The organism is Candidatus Nanosynbacter featherlites, assembly GCF_037013405.1.
In the GTDB taxonomy this organism is placed as follows: Bacteria; Patescibacteriota; Saccharimonadia; order Saccharimonadales; family Saccharimonadaceae; genus Nanosynbacter; species Nanosynbacter featherlites_B.
On sequence record NZ_CP146064.1, the window covers coordinates 263,652 to 283,734 of the forward strand.

Genomic DNA, 20,083 nt, shown 5'->3' on the forward strand with positions numbered 1-20,083 from the left:
AAATGAGCAAGATTGATGTGACAGAACTAGCCAAAAGCCTGCGGGAAAAAATCGCGCAGCTGGAGGCGACGGAAGGACTAGAGGACGCTGGTGTGGTCATCCGTGTCGGTGACGGCGTGGCGTGGGTGCACGGCCTCAGTAAAGCTGGCTATAGCGAAGTGCTAGAAATTGAAACTGATGGTGGCGTAGTGGAAGCATTCGCCCTGAACTTAATGGAAGACGAAATCGGTGCGGTGATCCTTGGCGGTGAAGAAAAAGTCAAGGCTGGTGCCAGCGTCCGCCGCAAGGGTGCGGTGCTGGATGTGCCAGTTGGCGAGGAGCTACTCGGCCGGGTGGTTGACCCGCTCGGTCGGCCGCTCGATGGCGGACCAGCCATCAAGACGAAGCAGCGAGGGCTGATTGAACGCCCAGCCATTGGCGTGATGGGTCGTAAGTCGGTGCACGAGCCGCTGATGACCGGTATCATGTCAATCGACGCCATGTTCCCAATCGGTCGCGGGCAGCGTGAGCTGATCATCGGCGACCGTCAGACGGGAAAAACGGCCATTGCCATCGACACCATGATCAACCAGGCGCGGCAAAAGACCGGCGTGGTCAACGTCTACGTGGCGATTGGACAGAAATTATCAAAGATTGCCAGGTTAGTTGATCGCCTGAAAGAAGAAGGCGTGATGGAGCAAACCATCGTGGTGGCGACCAGCCCGTCGGATGCGGCTTCCCTCTTGTACTTGGCACCATATGCTGGTACGGCCATGGGTGAATATTTCCGCGACAACGGCGGCCATGCGCTGATGATTTATGACGATTTGACCAAGCATGCGGTGGCCTACCGCCAGATGTCATTGCTGCTCCGCCGTCCACCGGGACGCGAGGCGTATCCTGGTGATGTCTTCTACCTGCACTCTCGCCTGTTGGAGCGTTCAGCCAAGTTGTCGGACGAATTGGGTGCCGGCTCGTTGACTGCTCTGCCAATCATCGAGACGCAGGCTGGCGACATCTCGGCGTACATCCCGACCAACGTGATTTCCATCACCGACGGTCAGATTTTTCTGGAGACTGACTTGTTCTACCAAGGTATTCGCCCGGCTATCTCTGCTGGTCTATCGGTCTCCCGCGTCGGTGGTGCTGCCCAGACTAAGGCGGTTAAATCAGTTGGTGGTAACCTGAAGCTCGGCCTTTCACAGTTCCGTGAGTTGGCTAGTTTCGCGCAATTTGGCTCAGACCTGGATGATGCGACTAAGGCGCAAATTGACCGCGGCCAGCGCCTGACTGAACTCTTGAAGCAGCCGCAGTACCAGCCAATGAGCGTTTGGGAGCAATTTGTCAGCATCCACGCGGTGACTAGCGGTGCCTTTGACAATGTGCCAGTCGCTAAGATCAAGGAAGCGCAGGCTGGCCTATTGACGCAACTTTGGAATAACGCTAAAGACACCATGCGTGAATTGAACAAGGGCGCCAAGCCAACTGACGAGCAACTCCAGGTCATTGACGAGGCAACGCAGGTGGCAGCGAAAGGCTTTGAGGAGTAATCCATGCCGAGTACTCGTGCGCTGAAAAATCGCATTCGCTCGGTGGATTCGACCAAGCAAATCACTAAGGCGATGCAGTTGGTGGCGGCCAGCAAAATGCGCCGTTCGCAAGAGGCGGACAAGGCGTCAGCTCCCTACACCATGGCAGCCGAGGAGTTGCTGAGCTACCTGGCCAGTCAAGGTGCAACTGATAACCACCCGCTGTTTAAGCGCCGCAAAATCACTAAGCGCTTGATCATCGTCATTGCCAGCGACAAAGGCCTGGCTGGTGCGTATAATACCAATGTTCTGAAGAAATATCTGGAGCTGCTGAAACGCGACGATGAGCGCGGCATTGAGAATCTTACCTTGACCGTCGGCCGCCGAGCTTCGCAGTTTGCATCACGCTTGAAGGATACCAAAGTGGTGGGTAATTATGATAATTTGCCAGATCAGCCAACGGGACTTACTTTTCACACGATTTTGAACACTGCCATCAGCATGTTTGAGAATGGCGAGGTTGACGCGGTGACGTTGGTGTATACACGATTTGTGAATAGCATGGTGCAAACAGCGGAACTGTCGCGTTTGCTACCGGCAGGTACCAAGGCCTTAGTTGATCCAAGCGAGGTCTCAAATACGGTTTCTGATGCCAAGTATGAACCAAGTATTCCAGAGGTACTGGACGCCGTTGCCTACCGTTTGACGGGTGCGCGATTGTTTCAAGCGCTACTGGACGCTCGCGCCAGTGAGCACTCCATGCGGATGATGGCAATGAAAAATGCGACGGACAATGCTTCTGACCTAGTGGACGATTTGACGCTGGCGATGAACAAAGCTCGCCAAGGTGCAATTACCCAGGAGCTGGCAGAAATTTCCGGTGGTGTGGAGGCGATGGAACAATGAAAATCCTAGTTTCAGCATCGATGCGCCATGCAGATAAATTCGCTGCATTGCAGGAGCTATTGGAAGCAGCAGGCTATCAGGCCACAATGCCTCAAACCGAGGAGCGCCTGACGAAGCGGCAGTATATTGATGAACACATGAGCCGATTGCAAGACAGCAATGCTTTGCTGCTGGCGAATTTTGATGATGAACGTGGCGATGGCTATATTGGTGCGTCGTGTTTCTTTGAGGCTGGCTGGGCATTTGCGCTTGGAAAGCCAGTGTACGCGCTACGCCCAATTGACGCAAAGTCGCCCTTTGCTGAAGATTTGATGGCAATTGATTGTACGGTGGTAAATGGAGATATGAGCAAGATCAAAGGAGGAATTGATGAGTAAAACACTAGGAAAAATTATTCAAATTGTTGGCGTGGTGGTCGATGTGGAGTTTCCACGTGACGTTAAATTGCCGGCAATTTATGACGCGTTGCATGTCAAGAATGGCAAAGAGACGCTAGTGTTGGAAGTAGCACAGCACCTGGACGAGCACACCGTGCGGACGATTGCTCTGTCGTCGACTGACGGCTTGGCTCGCGGTGCGGACGTGGTGGCGACTGGTGCGCCGATTTCTGTGCCAGTGGGTGCCGAGACTCAGGGGCGCATGTTTAACGTGGTTGGTGAAGCGATTGACGAGAAACCACAACCAAAGAGTAAAACCGCACCAATTCACCGCCCTGCTCCGGATCTGTCTGAGCAGTCGAACAAGACGGAGATTTTGGAAACTGGAATTAAGGTCGTCGACCTCATCGCACCGCTAGCCAAAGGTGGTAAAGCTGGTCTGTTCGCTGGTGCTGGTGTCGGTAAAACCGTCTTGATCACCGAGCTGATCAACAACATCGCCAAGTTCCACTCTGGTAACTCGGTCTTTGCTGGTGTTGGTGAGCGTACCCGCGAAGGAAATGACCTCTACTATGAGATGGAAGAAGCGGGCGTTCTAGACAAGACATCGCTGGTGTTTGGTCAGATGAATGAGCCGCCTGGAGCACGTTTGCGCGTGGCACTGTCGGGTCTAGCGATGGCTGAAGCCTTCCGTGACGAAGGTAAAGACGTGCTGCTGTTTATCGACAATATTTACCGCTACACTCAGGCTGGTGCTGAGGTATCGGCGCTGCTTGGTCGTTTGCCAAGCGCTGTGGGCTATCAGCCGAACTTGCAGCAAGAAATGGGTGCGTTGCAGGAGCGCATTACTTCGACGAAAAAGGGTTCGATCACCTCTGTTCAGGCGGTGTATGTGCCGGCTGACGACTTGACCGACCCAGCGCCAGCGACGACCTTTGCTCACCTGGACGCGACCATCGTGATGAACCGTGCTTTGACGGAAATTGGTATCTACCCTGCTGTTGACGTGTTGGATTCTAGCTCCAATTCGCTCGACCCAGAAATTGTCGGTGAGGAACACTACCGTGTGGCCCGCGAAGTGCAGCGAGTGCTGCAGCAGTACAAAGAATTGCAGGACATTATCGCCATCCTCGGCATGGAAGAATTGTCGGACGACCAGAAGCAAATCGTTGCTCGGGCTCGCCGCATCCAGCGCTTCCTAGCGCAGCCGTTCCACGTGGCCGAGAAATTTACTGGTAACCCAGGCGTATATGTCAAGTTAGAGGACACCATCCGCGACGCCGCTGATATCTTGGCTGGTAAATACGACGACAAGCCAGAAAGCTGGTTCTACATGGTACAAGGCACGCTGGCTGACCAGGTAGCTTGCGACGCTGAAAGCGCAAAGCAACCAGAGGCAAAGAAGGACTAGCCTGATGAATTTGAAGCTAGTAACGCTCGGTGGTGTCAAGCTGGATGAGATGGTCTACTCGGTGACCATTCCGACGATTGACGGCGAGATTTCGGTGCTGCCGAGTCACGAACCGCTGGTGACGGTGGCGAGGGACGGCGTCATCACTGTCCGTCGCACCAAGGAGACGCAGGAAGAAGAATTTTTTGCTATCTCCGGCGGTGTGGTAGAAATTGATCAAACAGGCGTGCGAATTTTGGTTGATGAAGCCGACCATGGTGACGACATCATTGAGGCAGAAACCCAGGCGGCACTAGAGCGAGCCATCGCAGCACGTGACAACGCCGACGACCAAATAGAGCGCGAGAAAGCCAAGCAGCTTATCGACCGACACTTAGTGCGGCTAAAGGTAGCAGATTTGCAGCGGCATAAGCGGCGACGCTAGTAGTGATCGTTCATCACATCATTAATATTGATAGCTAGGCAGGCGATGATTTTACGCATCGTCTGTCTTTTGCTGTGAGGAAATATATTGTCAATCTGATCATGATATGGCCGCAGGAATAGATCTTCAACCTGCTCTTCTGTTGGGTAGGGTGTTTGCTTGCCATATCGTGATAACGAGCTTAGATATAACGACAAATCTTCGCCAAATTTATATGGGTCGTTTTGTTTCTTTACACTAGTCAGGTCGATAATACGTGGCTGCTGGGTTATATCATAGGCTGTGTTCTTGACTTGAAAATCACCATGATGCAATCCTCGGTCATGGAGCATTATGAGGCTTTGTGCCGCTATACCGAGTGTTAGAGATATACTAGAATCAGCAGGTCTTTGGCGCTCGTTATTTCCCCATAGAATGTTATCACAGCTTGTCACGCCTTGTTCAAACTTTGTTATAGTACAGATTTTATTCCTGCCCTGTCCATCTTCTTTTCGTAAAAAGCCGATTGGCTCGAATGTTACATGTCCACCCTCATTGAGTTTTATGGCTGTACGATAATCACGCGTGGCTAGCCATTCGACATCAAAAGGCTTGATGGCAACTGGTTGAGTGCTGAGTATTTCATTATCGCCTAATACAGACAGGTCTGCGAAATGTACTTTTTGTACGCTATTATCGCGTCCTGTTTCGTAATCTTCTCTTGGGTTAAGCATGGCGGCTGTCGTTGAAGAGTCTACGGTTTCATGATTGTCAGAAACTAATAACAGATGATCCATTGGTAGTTGCTGTAATCGGGGCGTTAAGCCCTTTGTTGTTTGCTCGGGATTGATAGATAATAATGGAACTCTGCTAATTTCACCCATATTACTATTATACCATAAGCATTATATTTTATCAAGCAATTTGCGTATAGCGCTAAGACTCTAATTAATACTAATCTAAATAGCGACGTCTTCCGTCGTCTCTTCTCTGTCTTCAGCGATGCCAAAAGTAACAGCCACGAATAGAGACAGAACTACTACAAACCCTGAGATAATGGCGATAGCTTTTGATGTTTCAAATGAAATAGCGTTATTTGTATACACGGATAATGTTGAAAAGGTCTCTATGTCGCTAAAATCAGGCATTGCAAGGCCGCAGATAAATAATGAGATTGACATGACGATAAAGGAAACACGTACTATTGTGGTGAGATAGTCTTTTGATGCATGGCGTTTTTTCACTTGTCGGGAGATGATTGCAAGACAGATACAGCTAACGATAAGTGCCCACGGGCCAAGTAGTGCTAGTACCCAACCGCCGATGCCAGTAATGAATCCGCGTGCGAGCGAGAACCAGATAGCACTTGCCCATAATGCTATAACGATCCATGTGTCTATAGTCTGTTGTTTTTGCAGTTTTTGTTTTTTTGTTGTCATGTCAATAAGTATAATGTGGACGATCGTTGTGTGCAAGTATTGATCGCACCTCGTCGGTCGTCTTGGTGTGCATCAGCTGGTCGCGCAGTTCCTTGGCGCCGTCGAAATCGCGGATGTAGATTTTGAAGAAGCGTTTGAGGGTTTCGTAGGGGCGGCCGAGGGTTGATTGGTAGTGGTCAAAGAGGTCAAGGTGGTAATGTAATAGACATATAAGTTCCGATTTAACATTACCGCTCCCATCGTCGCCGTTTGTGACGGCACGTAGGTCGCTGGACGCGGGTCCTGCTAGTCGGTCCGCCCCTTCTTCTGAAAAATCAGAGATTTGTTCAGAAGTGGGTGCTGCCCCACCGACTATCACCCGCTTATCCTCGATCTCTGAAGACACTCTGTCTCTTCGAAAGCAAAACGGATTGCTGAAAATTCCCCGTCCGATCATCAGGCCGTTGATGCCGGGGTGTTGGCGGGCAAGTTCTTCACCGTGGGTTCGGTCGCGGACGTCGCCGTTGATAGTCAAGAGAGTTTGCGGAGCGATTTCATCGCGTAGTTTGACAATGTTGTCGATGAGTTCGTAGTGCGCTGGGACTTTGCTCATCTCCTTTTTGGTGCGGAGGTGGATGGTTAGGTTGGCGAGGTTTTGCGCCAGTAGTGTGCTCAGCCACTCGCGCCATTCGTCAACGTAGGTGTAGCCGAGCCGTGTTTTGACGCTAACTGGCAATCCAGCAGTTTTAGCAGCAGCAATGGCGGCGACCGCGACGTCGGGTCGGCGGATCAGCGCTGCGCCCCCGCTTTTGATGGCGGATTTGGCGGGACAGCCCATGTTGATGTCGATGCCGTCGAAGCCGAGCTTGGCGCAGTGAGTGGCAAATTGCTCCATGTCGCCCGGCTCGCCGCCCCAGATCTGGGCGACCAATGGATGTTCGTCGTTAGTTTTGACGAGCCGACCAGCGATGGCTTTGTCGCCAGCGTGTACCCAGCCGGTGGCATTGGCAAACTCCGTGAAAAACACGTCGGGCGCGCCCGCCCTTTTCACGACATGGCGAAATACCACGTCAGTGACGGCTTCCATGGGTGCCAAGATGAAAAATGGCTGCGGTAGGTTGTCCCAAAATGATGTCATCTCTGTTATTTTACCATACAAAGGAGAAAACCCCTCACTCTCGCCATTGAGAATGAGGGGCGTTGGTGGGCTCAAGCGGTTCTGCTCGGAGTTGATCTCGACGGTGAGAAAAACTGCCACGAGTGAATCTCGCGAACCCGGGGAGGGAGAGATGACACTCCATTGTGCCATCTCAGTGGATGTGACGGGAGTCGAACCCGCGAGACGGTGGACTTCGATTGTCCTGTCTCCCTACTTGGCACACCCTGACCATTCTGTGTTGAAAACATTGGTCTTCTCGATGTAGCGGTATACACCTGCTTTGTTTTGTTGTACGTCATTGGACCACAAAACAAAGGTGAGAAGTCAATGAAACTCAGGCGGAGTGGTGAAACACCCAAGTTTTTTCGCTTACACACGGCTTTACACGGGTGATGAGTCCGTGTGGCTGCGCATGCAACCGCGACGGCGGACACAGCGGGACTCGAACCCGCAGCCTCCCGTTGCGTCGACACCGTTGTCGACGCGGGCGCTCTGCCATTTAAGAGCTATATGTCCTGTGATTCTTTTCTGGGCTACCAGCTGGGCGAATCACCCCAGGGGCGGACAGACGCCCTTTACTGACCGTGGGGGTCAGTGGTTTCGGGGTCGCACAAACCCCGACTGTCAAACCTCTACCAGTGGAGCTTCCTGGGACGGTCGCTCCGACCTGTGGCCGCGTTTTCTATGGCCTGCTTCTCGAGCAGGATCGCGTAGAGGCAGTTGAGAGTTTCTCGCGGCGCTTTATGTTTGCAGGCATACTCATAGTCTTCCTGCGCACGGCGTCGCTCATCGGTCTGGTTTCCAGCCAAGGGTCTCACCCCCTTTCCGCCGCAGTTGCGGCAAAAGAAAAAGAGCTAACCCTCTCTCGAACCACGCTTTTGTGCGAAGCATGGTCAGGATTTGACGCCATTTGCGGCGTCAAATCGAGAAGTTAGCTCCACGAACAAAAGCTAGTGAATATCATAACACGAACTGTAAAAAATAGCAACAATATATGGAAAATAATTATATTTCTTCTGTCAATAAGTCATTTTCGAACTGCAGCATACCTTTGTAGTCTGCGGAATACCCAGAGATGTCTGGCAGATCCAGGGTGGTGATTTTACGCCAGACGACGCCGACAAGCCGAGCAAATTCAGCTAATTCCTCCTCGGAGAACGTATCCTCTAGGCTGAGAATGTCGCCGGTTTTCATGTCTGGCTCGACGAATTGCAGGCGGGCGCCGGTGAAGGTGAAATTGCCATAATCACGCGATGACTTGACCAAGAGCTGGTAGAACATCAACTGTTGGCGGTATTTGTGGAGCTTGATTTTTTCATAATCAGACGTGCCCTTCCAGGAGTGCGACGGCTTGCCGGTCTTGTAGTCGGTGACGTAGATGGTCTTTGCTGTTTTATCTATATCAACCAGGTCCAGCTTTCCTGTCAGCTGCGCTTGGCCGACGAAGGAATTTTGATTGGCAAAATTAAGTTCAGCCAGCTGCTGCTGGGTGAAGCTGCTCTGTTTGGCGTCCAGAAAAGCGGTCAAGACTGACTGGCCTTTTTCGGTGAACAGTTTGGTGTCATCTGGTGACAGATGTTGCGCTGCTAAGGTTTGAGCATACAAACGCATAATCTCTGAGCGTGGTGGCAAGTTTCCGTCTGCGACGAACATATCGTGTAGTTGTTGTAGGCAGGTGTGGACAGCGGTTCCGTAGGCAGCGGATGAGCTTTTGGCTTGCGGAAAATGAAGCAAATTATTTAACAAAAATCCTTGAGGTCCGCCATGTGAGACGTCGAGGAAATTGTTCAGATGGGTGGCGGACAGTTTGTAGTGCTGTAAGATTGGCGCCAAGACTTCCTGTAGGGTTGTGCCGTGTGGTTCAGTCAGTCTGGCGTGCCAGTCGGTGAGCAGCGTCTCGGTCGCGTCAGCAGTCTCAGAGGTATCAATGGTCGATGTATCTAGCTGTAGAGAGCTTAGGAAGCTGGCGATCAAATTGTCTTTACCGCCAGTGTCTGTGAGGCTATGACTGATGTGCAGGGTTTGCTTGGCGCGAGTCATGGCGACGAAAAATAGGCGCAAACGCTCGTCGTAGTTGTTGCCTGCTGGTTGCAGCTGCAGGTTGGCTGGATAGCGGATGAGCCGGCTGCGTACACGGACTTTCTCACCCCACATGTTGTCAGTCGCGCCGATGATGAATACGTGCGGAAATTCCAAGCCCTTTGATTTGTGGGCGGTCATGAGATTAATTGAGCCTGATTTGTGCTCGGCGGCTGGTCTGATGCTGGTGAGGCGAGTCTTGGTTAAATGGTGGAGATCGATGAACTGGAGAAGCTGCGTCAAGGTTGGCGTTGCCTCAGTGTAATGGTCACGTAATTTCTGGCGCAAGGTGCGCAGCGCTTCTAGGGTGGTGAGGTAGGCTTCTGGGTCTGACTGTAATTTGTCTGGTGAAAAGTAGTAGGTATAGAGGGCGCGGTTGGTGGCGGTTTCGGTGAGACCTAGTAATTCATCAATGTGTTCTTCGAGTGTGAGGTTGGGGGTGTTTTTGGCTTGCTCTAGTAACCACTGAGCCAATGGTTCGAACGTTGTTTGGGTGAGCATGGCTTCCAGCCAGAACTGTCGTTTGTGCCAGGCAGCTAGGCTTAATTTCCAGATGTCAGTGGCGGCGAAGTCAAATGCTGGATGCGCCAGTAGCTCTGGCAGTAAGCTGTTGGCGTTGGTTAGGTCGTTGTTGTGAAGTGAGACAACGATGCGAGCTACGAGCTCCAGCGCTTTGATACTGTCTAGTTCCAGGATGTCGTCGTGATGTTCGTAGTTGACGCTGATGTTGTTTTGGTAGAGATGAGGCAAGAGTTCAATCAGTTCATGATGCCGGCGGGATATGACGGCGATGTCTTCGGGCGGCGTACCTGAAGCGATGAGATGTGCAATTTGCCTAGCAACGCCTGCCCTTTCGTCCAGCGGCGTCATGAAACGACTAAGGTTCACGGTGGCGCCTGATGATGAAGCGTGGGCGGTGAGTTGTTTGGATAGGTCGGGAATAGTGTTTTCCAAGCGGTCGCTACCTTGGGTGATGACGCTGCGGGCGGTGGTGAGGATTTGCTCTGCCGAGCGGTAGTTGTCGGTCAGGACGATGACGGCTGGGTCATGATAGTGCTGACGGAAGCGCTGGATATTGCCGACATTGGCGCCTTGGAAACTGAAGATGGCCTGGTCGTCGTCGCCCACTGCCATGATGTTTGGCTCAGGCTCGTCGCCAGTCAGATTGAATAGTAACTGCAACTGCGCCAAGTTAGTGTCTTGGAACTCGTCAACCATGATGAACTGGTATTGCTCTTGGAGGTTGGCGCGCAGATCTGGCTGGTGTTTGCAGGCATCTAGCACATTTAAAATCATGTCGTCATAGTCAAACAATCCGCGCTGTGCCAGCGCACTGCGGTACTGGTCGTATACGTGAGTGACGGCACGCAGTTTAGTGATTGATTCACTGTCCTTTAAGACAAACTCCCCTGCTGCATTCTTCTTACACCACGCATTCTTCCAGGCGGTGATGGGTTTGGTGCTGTCATTCTCCAAGGCCTCTTGTGCGGCGTTGGCCATGCTGAGCGCCAGAACGTTGGCGTACGGTGTGATGGCTGCTAGCAGAGGCTGCGGTGTGATGGCTGCTGCTATTTCTGCAACGTTGGCAAAGGTCGGGATGGTTGATTTTTTGATGGTGGCTTGGAAAAGTTGTTTGATGGCCTCAGAAATTTCTGTGATTGTTTGCTCCACATCGTCCAAAATATGTTGTATTTCTTCAGAGGCCAGGCCGTTGCTTTTGAACTCGGAAATGGTTTTGAGCGTTTCTTTGAGGTAGATAAATTCATCATTATTTTTGGCGTTGAGTGGATTATCCCAATCCATACCTTCGAAAATTTCTTGTAGAATTTGTTGCTGCGTCAACTCGTCAGTCGGCTGCCGATCTGCGCCGCGGAAAAAATATTGTCGGTTGGTGTTAATAATTTCTGAGCCGAAGCTGTGGAAGGTGTGAATGGCGACTTTGTAGGCATCTTCGCCGATGATTTGCTGCAATCGCTGGCGCATATTGACCGCACCCGAATCAGTAAAGGTTAGGCATAAGATATTGTTTGGCAAGGTGTCAGTTTGGCGCAATATGTGGGCAGCTCGCATGCTCAAGAGCTCAGTTTTGCCAGTGCCAGGACCCGCGATGACCAACAGTGGCCCGTGAATTGTATCGACAGCAGAACGTTGATTGGCGTTGAGGTTGGCGTAGCGTGTAGAAAAATCCATACTTACAGTATACGCGTGCACTTGAAAATGGTAAAATAAAGCCATGAAGCCTATAGTGACCGCGTCGGAGTTGGAAGCATTAATCAGTGAAGCCTTTGATGTTGATGTCTCAGTAAAGCGATTTATCTTGCCGTTGTCTGATGTTGGCCGCACGGCGCAGGCGACGGTCTTTATGGCGTCGAACAATCAATTATTGCTCTATTTGCGCGCGTCTTCTAACATGACGCTAGCGGATGTCAAAAAAATAGCAGTGCGCATGGGACTTAGGCTGGACGAGTTCTATCCGCCGAAGTACCAGCCGGATTATTTTGACATTCTTGGTCGCCAAAAATTTCAAGAAGTGTTCCCTGGCATGACGGTACAGTCTGAGGAGGATTTGATTTTTTACCGAACATTGGCGCCATATAACCCTGCCCTGGCAGTGGTTTCAGAAATCAAAAATGGCGAAATCCATCAATTTGACCCTGACGTTCACGGCGAATGGCGAGTGGGCGCACGGTTTGCCTACAGGAAGGTCCGCGCCAAATAATGAACGGTTACTGGGAAATTATTCGTCGCAATTTGTTTTCGCCGATTGTTATCGCAATTTTTCTGCTGGCGGGCGCGTTGATTTATGCTCGGGAGTACCGCGATGCGTGGTTTATCTCAGTGGTGATTGTCGTGAACTCGTTGATTGGTATTGTTCAGGAAATTCGTGCCAAACGAGCGCTCAAGAAGCTGGAGTTGATGAGTCAGCCACGAGCGCGGTTGTTGTCGGCTGATGGTTCCGTGACGGAAGTGGCGTATGATGCGTTGCGCGTTGGCGACAAGATTCAGCTGATTGCTGGTGATGAAGTGCCAGCAGATGTAGAGGTACTTGAGGTTAAAGGTCTGGAGTTAAACGAAAGTATGTTGACTGGCGAATCGGCGGCGGTAGAAAAAAGCGTTGGTGATACAGCTTGGGCGGCGACCACTGTGTTGGCTGGCTCTGGCGAGGCTCGCGTCACAGCGGTTGGTGCGGATACAAAAGCCGGTGCCATCAGTCAAGTGTTGAAACAGTACAAGCCAGAGCTGACCCCTTTGCAACGAGCAATTCAACGAGCCATTAGCTTTTTGACGTTTGGTGCGTTTGGGCTGGCAGCGTTGATTTTCATCGCTTACATGACATCTGGTCAGGACTCGGTGCAGATATTGAAAACCATCACTTCGGCGGCCGTGACGGTTGTGCCAGAGGGGCTGCTGCTAGCAAGTTCACTGCTCTTGGCATTTGGTTCGATCAAATTAGCGCAAGCCAGAGTCTTACCGCAGAAACTGTCAGCCATTGAAGCCATGGCGCTACTCAACTTGTTGTGTGTCGACAAAACTGGCACGCTTACCAGCGACGAAGTGACGTTGGAAAAAATCGTTGCTTTGGGTAGTGGCGATCAATCAGACGAAACGCTTTCGAAAATTGTCGCCTTGATCGCGGAGCAAACCAGTGGTGGCAATATCACTGGTCAAGCTATCTTGGAAGCAGCCACGCCGCTCAAGGACGCCAAAATCATTGACGTTATGGCGTTCTCGTCTGCGCGTAAAATGGCGGGTCTGCGGTTTGAGTCTGAGGGCAAAATCCACACAGTCGTCATGGGCGCACCAGAGTTTGTTACAGAGTTGGCGCCAGTTGATGCAATGGGTCAGCGTCAAATTAACGAATGGGCTGACGCGGGTCTGCGTGTGCTGCTGTTGGCTGAGTTTGATGATTCTCGGAGCGCTCTGAAGGATTTGCCTGTTGGGTCTGGCCGTGCCATCGGTGCGGTGATTTTGCGCAATGCGCTGCGCGATGGTGTTCAGAAAACTGTTCAATTTTTGCAAGACCAAGGCGTCAGTATCCGGGTGATATCTGGCGACAACCCGCGGACGGTGCAGTTCATCGCTTCGGCGGCTGGCATTAATAATTCTGACAAAGCCATCACTGGTGCGGCGCTGGCTGCATTGAGTGACAAAGATTTTGTCAAGGCGGCTGACGAACACGTTATATTTGCTCGGGTACATCCAGAGCAGAAAGAGCGGCTGATTGCGCATTATAAAGATCAGGCCCTGTTCACCGGCATGGTTGGTGACGGCGTCAATGACGCGCTGGCGCTCAAAAAGGCTGATCTTGGCGTGGCTATGCACGCGGGCGCACCAGCGTCGCGTCGCGTCTCAGATATTATCCTGTTGAATAACTCATTCACCTCTTTGCCACTTGGTATGCGGCTAGGTAACCGAATTATGCAAGCGATTGAAGTGATCGCTACCCTGTTCTTCCACAAAATTATCTATGGCGTGGTTCTGTTAATGTGTACGCTGTCGTTGGGCATGCTTTATCCATATCAGCCGCGTCACATCACCTTTATGAATATTTTCCTGGTGACACTGCCGACTTTGATGTGGACACTTTTTCCGCCTGTGCCAAACCATCGCATCAATCCTCGTCTGTTTTGGCGTCATACGCTGATGAACGTGATGCCCATCGCGCTGATCACGGGTCTGACAGTGGCGTTCACCTATTGGATCGGCTCTGCCATCTTCCCTGATCGTCCGGAGGAAGTTGCCACCATGACGGTACTGACGGCGACATTCTATGGCGTCTATCTGGTATTTTTGGTCGGACCAATGCTGGGCGTCACCTTAACGCGCAACGCCAGAAAAGCGCGCCTGTTGTATATGCTGGCGGTGAGTATTGTAGCAGCTGGTAGCTTTGGTATCGGTCCACTCCGCCGATTCTTTGACTTTACCAAGCCAGACATCATCGTCCTATTGCCAGCGCTCGGTGTCATCGTCCTGGCAGCAATATTACAGTGGTGGCTCGCACTGCGCGCTGGTGTGAAGGTCAGATCTTCGCAGTCTTAATGCGGCATTTTATCCAAAACCACCAGATTCTCAATGTGTGGCGTGCGCGGGAAGAGATTGTAGCCCTGATGATGTACGATGTGATATTTCTCACTGAGCAAAGCAACATCCCGAGCTTGAGTGACAGGGTTGCAGCTCAGATAGACAATGCGTGGTGGCAATTGTTCTAACAAGCGGTCGACGACGTCCGCATGCAAGCCAGCTCGTGGCGGATCGACGATGATGAGATTGTTGGGGTGGATGTAATCAAGGGCTTGTTCACTGGCTGCCAAGATGGCTTTGGCATTGTGTTCACGTCCCAAAGCGTGAATATTGCGCTGCATTTCCTGGACAGCATGTTCGTTAATTTCTACCAAAGTGACATGTTCTCTGCCGATAGTGAGGCCGATAGTACCAACACCCGAATACATATCAACAGTTGATAGAGCGTTATTTGACTCTACTGACGCGGTACGAATCCACGCTGCCATGTCGGTGAGTGCCTGCTCATACACCGGCAAATTGACCTGAAAAAATCCTTCAGCGACATAGCGAAACGGAACGCCTAGTATCTCGTCAGTGAGAACGGTGTCACCAAACGCCGCTAGCCGTTCGGTGATGACACTGGCAGGACTTTTGGGGTTGGAATAGATGATTTCTCCACCTTGGGCTGACAGGTTGGCTGCTTCCTCCGCGGTGATGACATCTTCCAGGTGGTCTTTGAGGTATAATTGCCAGATACACTTGCCTGACCGGCTACATCTGATGAGTAGTGTTTTCAGATTGCGTGCGGTGACTGGCTTGGTGCGCAGCAAGTCGCGAATTTCTAAGGCTAGCGTGTTGATCTCGGGACGAGCAAGCGAGGTGCCGTCGACGGTGATTTTACCCTTTGAGCCACGTCGGAAAAATGCCAAATCAAGCGTATCAGTTTCTGAGTCCGGGTCTGTGTCGCTGTACCAGCTGTATTCAACTTTATTACGATACGCCAGTTGCTGCTCGTCTGTATAGACTGTCGGTGTAGTCGGCAAGGTAACGTGATGTAGTTCAAACGCTTCGGCGATCAACTGGGCTTTGTACTGCTGCTCTGCTGAAAAGTTCATGATTTGCCAGGGGCTGGTGCTGAGGTAACTGTCTGGATCGACCGGAGTGATGCGCTCAGAACTGGCGTGATGAACCTCAGTTATAACGCCTTCGACGAACTTTGATTTTTTCTTGGTCACCCTGATAGTCACTTGTTCGCCTGGCAATCCACCCCATACAAATGCTTTACGGCCATCTGTCAGCGTGCCGATGGTCTGCCCACCGCCCACGATGTTTTCCAGGGTTAGGGTTGCAGTCTGCGCTTTCTTCATTGCCCTATTGTACCCCAAATAGACCGCATTTGGGAAATAGTCAAGTAGCGGCTTAGAAGTCGCAATTTTCAGCCGCTGGTGCTGGTGTGTTCCACCACATCGCCAGGATGCCTTTTCCGACGCGACATTTGGTGCCGTTAGCTCGGTACATCAGCAGCCCGTAGCGATTGTCGGGGCTTTTATTGACGGTGTATTCGTAGTGTTTGCCACGCCAGTCTGTCGGTAATTCTTTGAGATATTTTGGCACCAGTAATGGGTTGAGCTCGCCAGCGTCGCACGTCCGGTTGGTCGCCGAGCTGTATTTACTGCAGGACGCAGGCCACGGATATTCTCCATTTTGGCTGTAATATTCTTCGACGGCGTTTTGGATGGTTAATAATTCAGTCTTGCTTTCGTTATTGATGGCGTCTTCGCGGGCAGCGCGCCACGCTAGGCCACCGAGGGTCATCAAGATGCCGAGGACTAAGACGACTACCAATACTTCGACGATTGTAAAACCATAGTGCTTATGCATAGTTTGATTATACGGCGGCGTTGGCGGATTGGCAAGCTTGGTATCTCTGCCCTGATGTGGTACAATGTTACACGTAGCTGCGCTCACACGCGTTGCTCGTATTGGGCCGTCGCCAAGTGGTAAGGCACCAGGTTTTGGTCCTGGCATTCGGGGGTTCGAATCCCTCCGGCCCAGCCACATTGTATATCAACCGTCTAGCCAGAAGTGGTTGGGCGGTTTGTTTGTATGATTTGGTCTATTGTATAGATACCCCCTATCTTTGTGCCTATATCTTGCGTAGGTCTAGCGCCAAATGTATTGAGTGTGAGGAATATATTAATCTCTAAACCGCTCTTGCTTAATTATGCGGTTTCTTTCTCTCTCATAAGTCTCTGCAAGCTCACGTAGTGATGTTGCAAGATTTATAAAACCCAAAGACTCAATCTCATTTGCACGATTCCGCCATTTATCTCTCAAGGAGGCCTCAGCCTCGCCCGTTTCGTCTACTACGTGCATACCACGTGCATTATGAATACCCATGTTGTACCCAGATCTCATAGATACTGAATCATTTCGGTCTAAAATTCTTGCTACCGTTTTGTTGATCCATAAGCCGCTTTTATCTTCAGGAGAGTTTATTAGGTATCCACCTATAACAGATTGGGCGATACCCAAGTGCCCACTCATCTTACATATCTCTTCGACCTTGTATATCCAGGTAATAAAATCATCTTCTCGGAATGTGCCATATTGGTCTATGCCTGGCATAACCATAAAGTCATTAAACGATAATATTTTTAATAATCTGTATTGGATAGCATCGTCAATCTCTTGCTGCTTGACATCGGGAAGTTCTGATTTGTAGGCAGTCTTAATTAGATCGCAGAAAAAATCTGCATCATTTGCAATTCGATATATTAATGCTCGTGGTTGTCCTATGCCATGTTTTCCAAAAAGACTAATACAGCCCCACTCCGCCTCCCATAGGTTCGTTCTTGTATAGTCAATGTTGTCGTATAAATACTTGAATACTCGACCTATTTCGTACTGTAAGTTATTTGTGCCTGAAATGTTTTCAGTGGTATTTAATGATGCCATTAGTGCTTTTAGACATAGTTCTGGATCAATTTGCTGTTTGATGGAGCTATCACCCATAATGATCACTGAGGCAATATATTCAATTGCGGCCAGAGGGCGCTTGGCCTTCAGAAGGTTTCTAACTGCAGCTTCGGAATATTTATCATCAATCGTATGTCTAAAATTATCGACCCTATCCCAATATCCTTTAGTAAGGTCTTTATTTTGTTGTGCGTCCAATAGGTCCCAGGTGCTTTGGCTAAATGGCAAAGCTAGAAGAAGTAGAATCTTCTGTTCGTTATTCCAGCTGGCAAAATCTAACTTATTAACCCAGTTGATATCACCTTTATAATAGAAATATCTCGTATAAATGAAGTTACTAATAAATTCTTTTTCAGCTTTATTCTCGTTGAGGAATTTAGGTAATAGCATGTTTTCGATGGATGGATAATTTATAGAGCCCAGGCTAGATCCTATGGTGTACGGCATCTTGGCTTGGTTAATAAGCTCATTCAGCTGGCGAATGGCATTATCTGAGTTTAAAATCTTGAGAAGTGATTCTCGCTGTTTCTCTTCCAGTTCTTTCTTGCCTTTTTCCCAGTCGTTATAGCCTATAAGATCATGGTCATAATTACTAAATAGATATATAGACTTACACAAATCATCTTCAGGCTCTATATCACTGGCAATTTTTTTGAGTATCTTTACCCTTTCGTCTTCATCTTTACTGCGCCGATCTAGATTATTTATTTTTTTAAGTAATACCTCCCATACTACTTGCCTATCTTTATCAGTCATGTTTTGCAGGCGCTTATTTAGTTGGTTGGTAAAACTCGGCAAAGTATCATCGGTAAGATGGTTAACGCTATTGATTGCATCAACGATTTCTTGAAGAGACTCGGTTGTATCTATGTAGAGATTTGAGTAGTATGAACTCTCCTTCCATAGCTCTTGTTGCGTAACAGGCTGAAGAGTATTGGTAATATCTAGCCATTCTGGAAGTTTCCTCTCCATGGTTGTTTGAGTCATATTCGGCAGTAAACCCTTGAGTAGCTCTCGCCCGACAGCTTTATGCTCATTGACTATTTTTTCGACCACACCGTGTTGAACCTCTAAGGGGGCAAGCGTTTTCGGCTGCCACGGCAGGATCGTATGTAGGATGGTATCTAGGGAACGCTTTTTATTCTCTGTCTGATCAATTTCGAGGGTTGCAATCTTAGCTAACACTAGACTAGCTCGTGAAAAATATTTTTTATCCCAAGATAAATCAGCCAGCGCCCAGTATAAACCAGTCATGTAATCTGGCTGAAAGAATGAGTCACCTGAACTTTCCTTTATACCTGTCGCAATTGGATTATCATTTTTTATTTTAAGGGTGCTCTCTAGTCTTGACAAAAACTGAACTGGAGATGCTTGAGCGATTAAAGAGGCGTTGTCTGTGATGCTCATCCATAGTTTTGGATTTTGACTATCAGAAAGTAGCCCGGACACTATATTATTTGCCGTATTGGCTATTTTGTTGGCAGAGCACTTGCTAAACATACCTTGATTATTCGCAAGCATGGCCATACCATTTGCTACGCCAGTCCTAATTGTCGCTGAGTATGCTCGGCTCTTTTTGTAAATATTAGCCATATATCTTTCGTCTATTGGCAAATCTAGCGCTGGATTAATTTCACTCAGGATCCTTAAGTAAATATCCGCAAAAACATCAATATGGTTGTCATAAATGCATTTACTTAGCTGCTCAACCGTAGATTTAATGTCAAGAACCTTCCACGTAGTATCTCTTAGTTCTAGTACTTGATCATCGGTAGAATTTATTTCTTGGACTACGTCCAACAAGGAGTCTTCATCACATCTTAGCAATTCAGACACTATTTTTTTATCATTTGAATTTGCAGAGTCAAATTCACCAATTAAACATAGTAATGCTAGCTCTTTTTTGTGTGCTGTTTTAATTGTGATCTTGTTTTTTGACGGTTCTGCTTTTTTGACTAATTGATTTTCATCCTGTAAGCTCACTACATCATCTTGTCGGATTACTTTCTCTTCTTTGAATATCTCCAGTAGTTTTTTAGGCAGATCATCTTTTAATAGCTCTATCTGGTCTTTATTACGAGTAGCTACATAATGACAGAGCCGTTCCCATACAACTTTAGGGCTTACGTTATCTTTCCATTTTTTCTGTGCCAAGATGCTATGAATCAAGGCGACATTAATATCACCGTCTTCAAACAGATTCTCATGCATGTCAGATTTTATTATGAAGAAAGATTTCAAGAACTCAAATTCCACTTCTCTATCTAAGGCAATGTTATTGTTTGCTAGTGTTAGTTTTTCGCGCAGATACCTAAGACCATTAAGCTCATCTTTATTTCTGCCTAAAACATTATTATCGTAGTTTTCCCAGAACTGATCAGCCGACTGATAAGAGCTTTGAATATGAGTCAGTATATTCTTCAGCCCAATTCCACTCTTCTCAAGCTCGCCAGTGACGAGCATTATTCTATCAGAGTTCCTATTAAAGCTCTGGCTGTTAAAATCGTTCCAAGCATCTTTTATGGTTTTTGTAAATTCACCGTTTGAAAGACGAACTTTTCGCTTTACCTGAACCAGTAGCGTCTTTTCTCTTCTCGGGTTGTTCAGGTCTTTAAGGGTTACTTCGCAATCATCAGTCTTCCTTCCATATCGCTCTGCCTGGAATACTATCCTCGTTACTTCGCAGTTGTCCATCCTAGGCACTAGTCCACCTGTGATCATTTGGATCACAAAAAATGCCTGCACGGAATGCTCAAAAACATACCCATCGCCAGATGCGGATATGGGGTTTGTGCATCCCTTGGGTATTGCCGAGTCGCCACTGCTCATAATATAGAAT

General features: G+C 49.2%; 14 protein-coding genes and 2 tRNA genes. 8 read left to right on the forward strand and 8 right to left on the reverse strand.

Annotation, left to right across the window (positions count from 1 at the left end):
* The first annotated feature begins 2 nt into the window (after positions 1–2).
* From atpA to atpC, 5 genes are read left to right on the forward strand one after another with little or no spacing between them, the layout of a single operon-like run.
* Positions 3–1,529 carry a F0F1 ATP synthase subunit alpha gene (gene atpA, locus V4210_RS01380; RefSeq protein ID WP_338521062.1) on the forward strand — a complete coding sequence of 509 codons (1,527 nt, stop codon included), beginning with the start codon at positions 3–5 and terminating at the stop codon, positions 1,527–1,529.
* Positions 1,530–1,532: 3 nt separating this feature from the next.
* Complete coding sequence (gene atpG / locus V4210_RS01385; RefSeq protein ID WP_338521063.1) at positions 1,533–2,414, forward strand: ATP synthase F1 subunit gamma; 882 nt, start codon at positions 1,533–1,535, stop codon at positions 2,412–2,414.
* Complete coding sequence (locus tag V4210_RS01390) at positions 2,411–2,791, forward strand: nucleoside 2-deoxyribosyltransferase (RefSeq protein ID WP_338521064.1); 381 nt, start codon at positions 2,411–2,413, stop codon at positions 2,789–2,791. Before atpG ends, V4210_RS01390 begins: the two co-directional genes overlap by 4 nt.
* Positions 2,784–4,202, forward strand: a complete 1,419-nt coding sequence (gene atpD / locus V4210_RS01395; protein ID WP_338521065.1) for a F0F1 ATP synthase subunit beta — start codon at positions 2,784–2,786, stop codon at positions 4,200–4,202. Before V4210_RS01390 ends, atpD begins: the two co-directional genes overlap by 8 nt.
* 4 nt (positions 4,203–4,206) lie before the next feature.
* Entirely contained in the window at positions 4,207–4,626 is a 420-nt protein-coding gene (atpC, locus tag V4210_RS01400) for an ATP synthase F1 subunit epsilon (RefSeq protein ID WP_338521066.1), read from the forward strand.
* On the opposite strand, the gene V4210_RS01405 is transcribed toward atpC, so the two are convergent.
* From V4210_RS01405 to V4210_RS01425, 5 genes are all read right to left on the reverse strand, one after another.
* Complete coding sequence (locus tag V4210_RS01405; RefSeq protein WP_338521067.1) at positions 4,623–5,489, reverse strand: hypothetical protein; 867 nt, start codon at positions 5,487–5,489, stop codon at positions 4,623–4,625. The genes atpC and V4210_RS01405 overlap by 4 nt on opposite strands.
* Before the next feature lie 75 nt (positions 5,490–5,564).
* Positions 5,565–6,044, reverse strand: coding sequence for a hypothetical protein (locus V4210_RS01410; RefSeq protein WP_338521068.1), 480 nt, complete (start codon positions 6,042–6,044; stop codon positions 5,565–5,567).
* A 1-nt stretch (position 6,045) separates the two neighbouring features.
* A complete protein-coding gene (locus tag V4210_RS01415; RefSeq protein WP_411912125.1) occupies positions 6,046–7,161 on the reverse strand; it encodes a tRNA dihydrouridine synthase in 1,116 nt (371 codons plus the stop codon).
* Positions 7,162–7,609: 448 nt separating this feature from the next.
* Positions 7,610–7,698 (reverse strand) — tRNA-OTHER (locus V4210_RS01420).
* 489 nt (positions 7,699–8,187) lie between these two features.
* Entirely contained in the window at positions 8,188–11,451 is a 3,264-nt protein-coding gene (locus V4210_RS01425; RefSeq protein WP_338521070.1) for an ATP-dependent helicase, read from the reverse strand.
* A gap of 43 nt (positions 11,452–11,494) precedes the next feature.
* Between V4210_RS01425 and V4210_RS01430 the strand changes: the two genes are divergently transcribed.
* On the forward strand, positions 11,495–11,980 hold the full coding sequence (locus V4210_RS01430; RefSeq protein WP_338521071.1) for a hypothetical protein: 486 nt from the start codon (positions 11,495–11,497) through the stop codon (positions 11,978–11,980).
* Complete coding sequence (locus tag V4210_RS01435) at positions 11,980–14,301, forward strand: HAD-IC family P-type ATPase (RefSeq protein WP_338521072.1); 2,322 nt, start codon at positions 11,980–11,982, stop codon at positions 14,299–14,301. The genes V4210_RS01430 and V4210_RS01435 overlap by 1 nt, the downstream gene beginning before the upstream one ends.
* Here the strand turns inward: V4210_RS01435 and V4210_RS01440 are convergent.
* Both V4210_RS01440 and V4210_RS01445 read right to left on the reverse strand, forming a co-directional pair.
* Complete coding sequence (locus V4210_RS01440) at positions 14,298–15,632, reverse strand: class I SAM-dependent RNA methyltransferase (RefSeq protein WP_338521073.1); 1,335 nt, start codon at positions 15,630–15,632, stop codon at positions 14,298–14,300. The genes V4210_RS01435 and V4210_RS01440 overlap by 4 nt on opposite strands.
* A 52-nt stretch (positions 15,633–15,684) precedes the next feature.
* Positions 15,685–16,146: a type II secretion system protein gene (locus V4210_RS01445; RefSeq protein WP_338521074.1), complete on the reverse strand. Its 462-nt coding sequence runs from the start codon at positions 16,144–16,146 to the stop codon at positions 15,685–15,687.
* A 102-nt stretch (positions 16,147–16,248) separates the two neighbouring features.
* On the opposite strand from V4210_RS01445, the gene V4210_RS01450 reads away from it, so the two are divergent.
* Positions 16,249–16,323, forward strand: a tRNA-Gln gene (locus tag V4210_RS01450).
* 138 nt (positions 16,324–16,461) lie between these two features.
* Here the strand turns inward: V4210_RS01450 and V4210_RS01455 are convergent.
* Entirely contained in the window at positions 16,462–20,073 is a 3,612-nt protein-coding gene (locus V4210_RS01455; RefSeq protein WP_338521075.1) for a hypothetical protein, read from the reverse strand.
* Positions 20,074–20,083 lie beyond the last annotated feature (10 nt).

Coding starts and splice junctions, on each gene's coding strand:
- atpA (WP_338521062.1), top strand. CDS start 3: ATGAGCAAGATTGATGTGACAGAACTAGCCAAAAGCCTGCGGGAAAAA.
- atpG (WP_338521063.1), top strand. CDS start 1,533: ATGCCGAGTACTCGTGCGCTGAAAAATCGCATTCGCTCGGTGGATTCG.
- V4210_RS01390 (WP_338521064.1), top strand. CDS start 2,411: ATGAAAATCCTAGTTTCAGCATCGATGCGCCATGCAGATAAATTCGCT.
- atpD (WP_338521065.1), top strand. CDS start 2,784: ATGAGTAAAACACTAGGAAAAATTATTCAAATTGTTGGCGTGGTGGTC.
- atpC (WP_338521066.1), top strand. CDS start 4,207: ATGAATTTGAAGCTAGTAACGCTCGGTGGTGTCAAGCTGGATGAGATG.
- V4210_RS01405 (WP_338521067.1), bottom strand. CDS start 5,489: ATGGGTGAAATTAGCAGAGTTCCATTATTATCTATCAATCCCGAGCAA.
- V4210_RS01410 (WP_338521068.1), bottom strand. CDS start 6,044: ATGACAACAAAAAAACAAAAACTGCAAAAACAACAGACTATAGACACA.
- V4210_RS01415 (WP_411912125.1), bottom strand. CDS start 7,161: ATGACATCATTTTGGGACAACCTACCGCAGCCATTTTTCATCTTGGCA.
- V4210_RS01425 (WP_338521070.1), bottom strand. CDS start 11,451: ATGGATTTTTCTACACGCTACGCCAACCTCAACGCCAATCAACGTTCT.
- V4210_RS01430 (WP_338521071.1), top strand. CDS start 11,495: ATGAAGCCTATAGTGACCGCGTCGGAGTTGGAAGCATTAATCAGTGAA.
- V4210_RS01435 (WP_338521072.1), top strand. CDS start 11,980: ATGAACGGTTACTGGGAAATTATTCGTCGCAATTTGTTTTCGCCGATT.
- V4210_RS01440 (WP_338521073.1), bottom strand. CDS start 15,632: ATGAAGAAAGCGCAGACTGCAACCCTAACCCTGGAAAACATCGTGGGC.
- V4210_RS01445 (WP_338521074.1), bottom strand. CDS start 16,146: ATGCATAAGCACTATGGTTTTACAATCGTCGAAGTATTGGTAGTCGTC.
- V4210_RS01455 (WP_338521075.1), bottom strand. CDS start 20,073: ATGAGCAGTGGCGACTCGGCAATACCCAAGGGATGCACAAACCCCATA.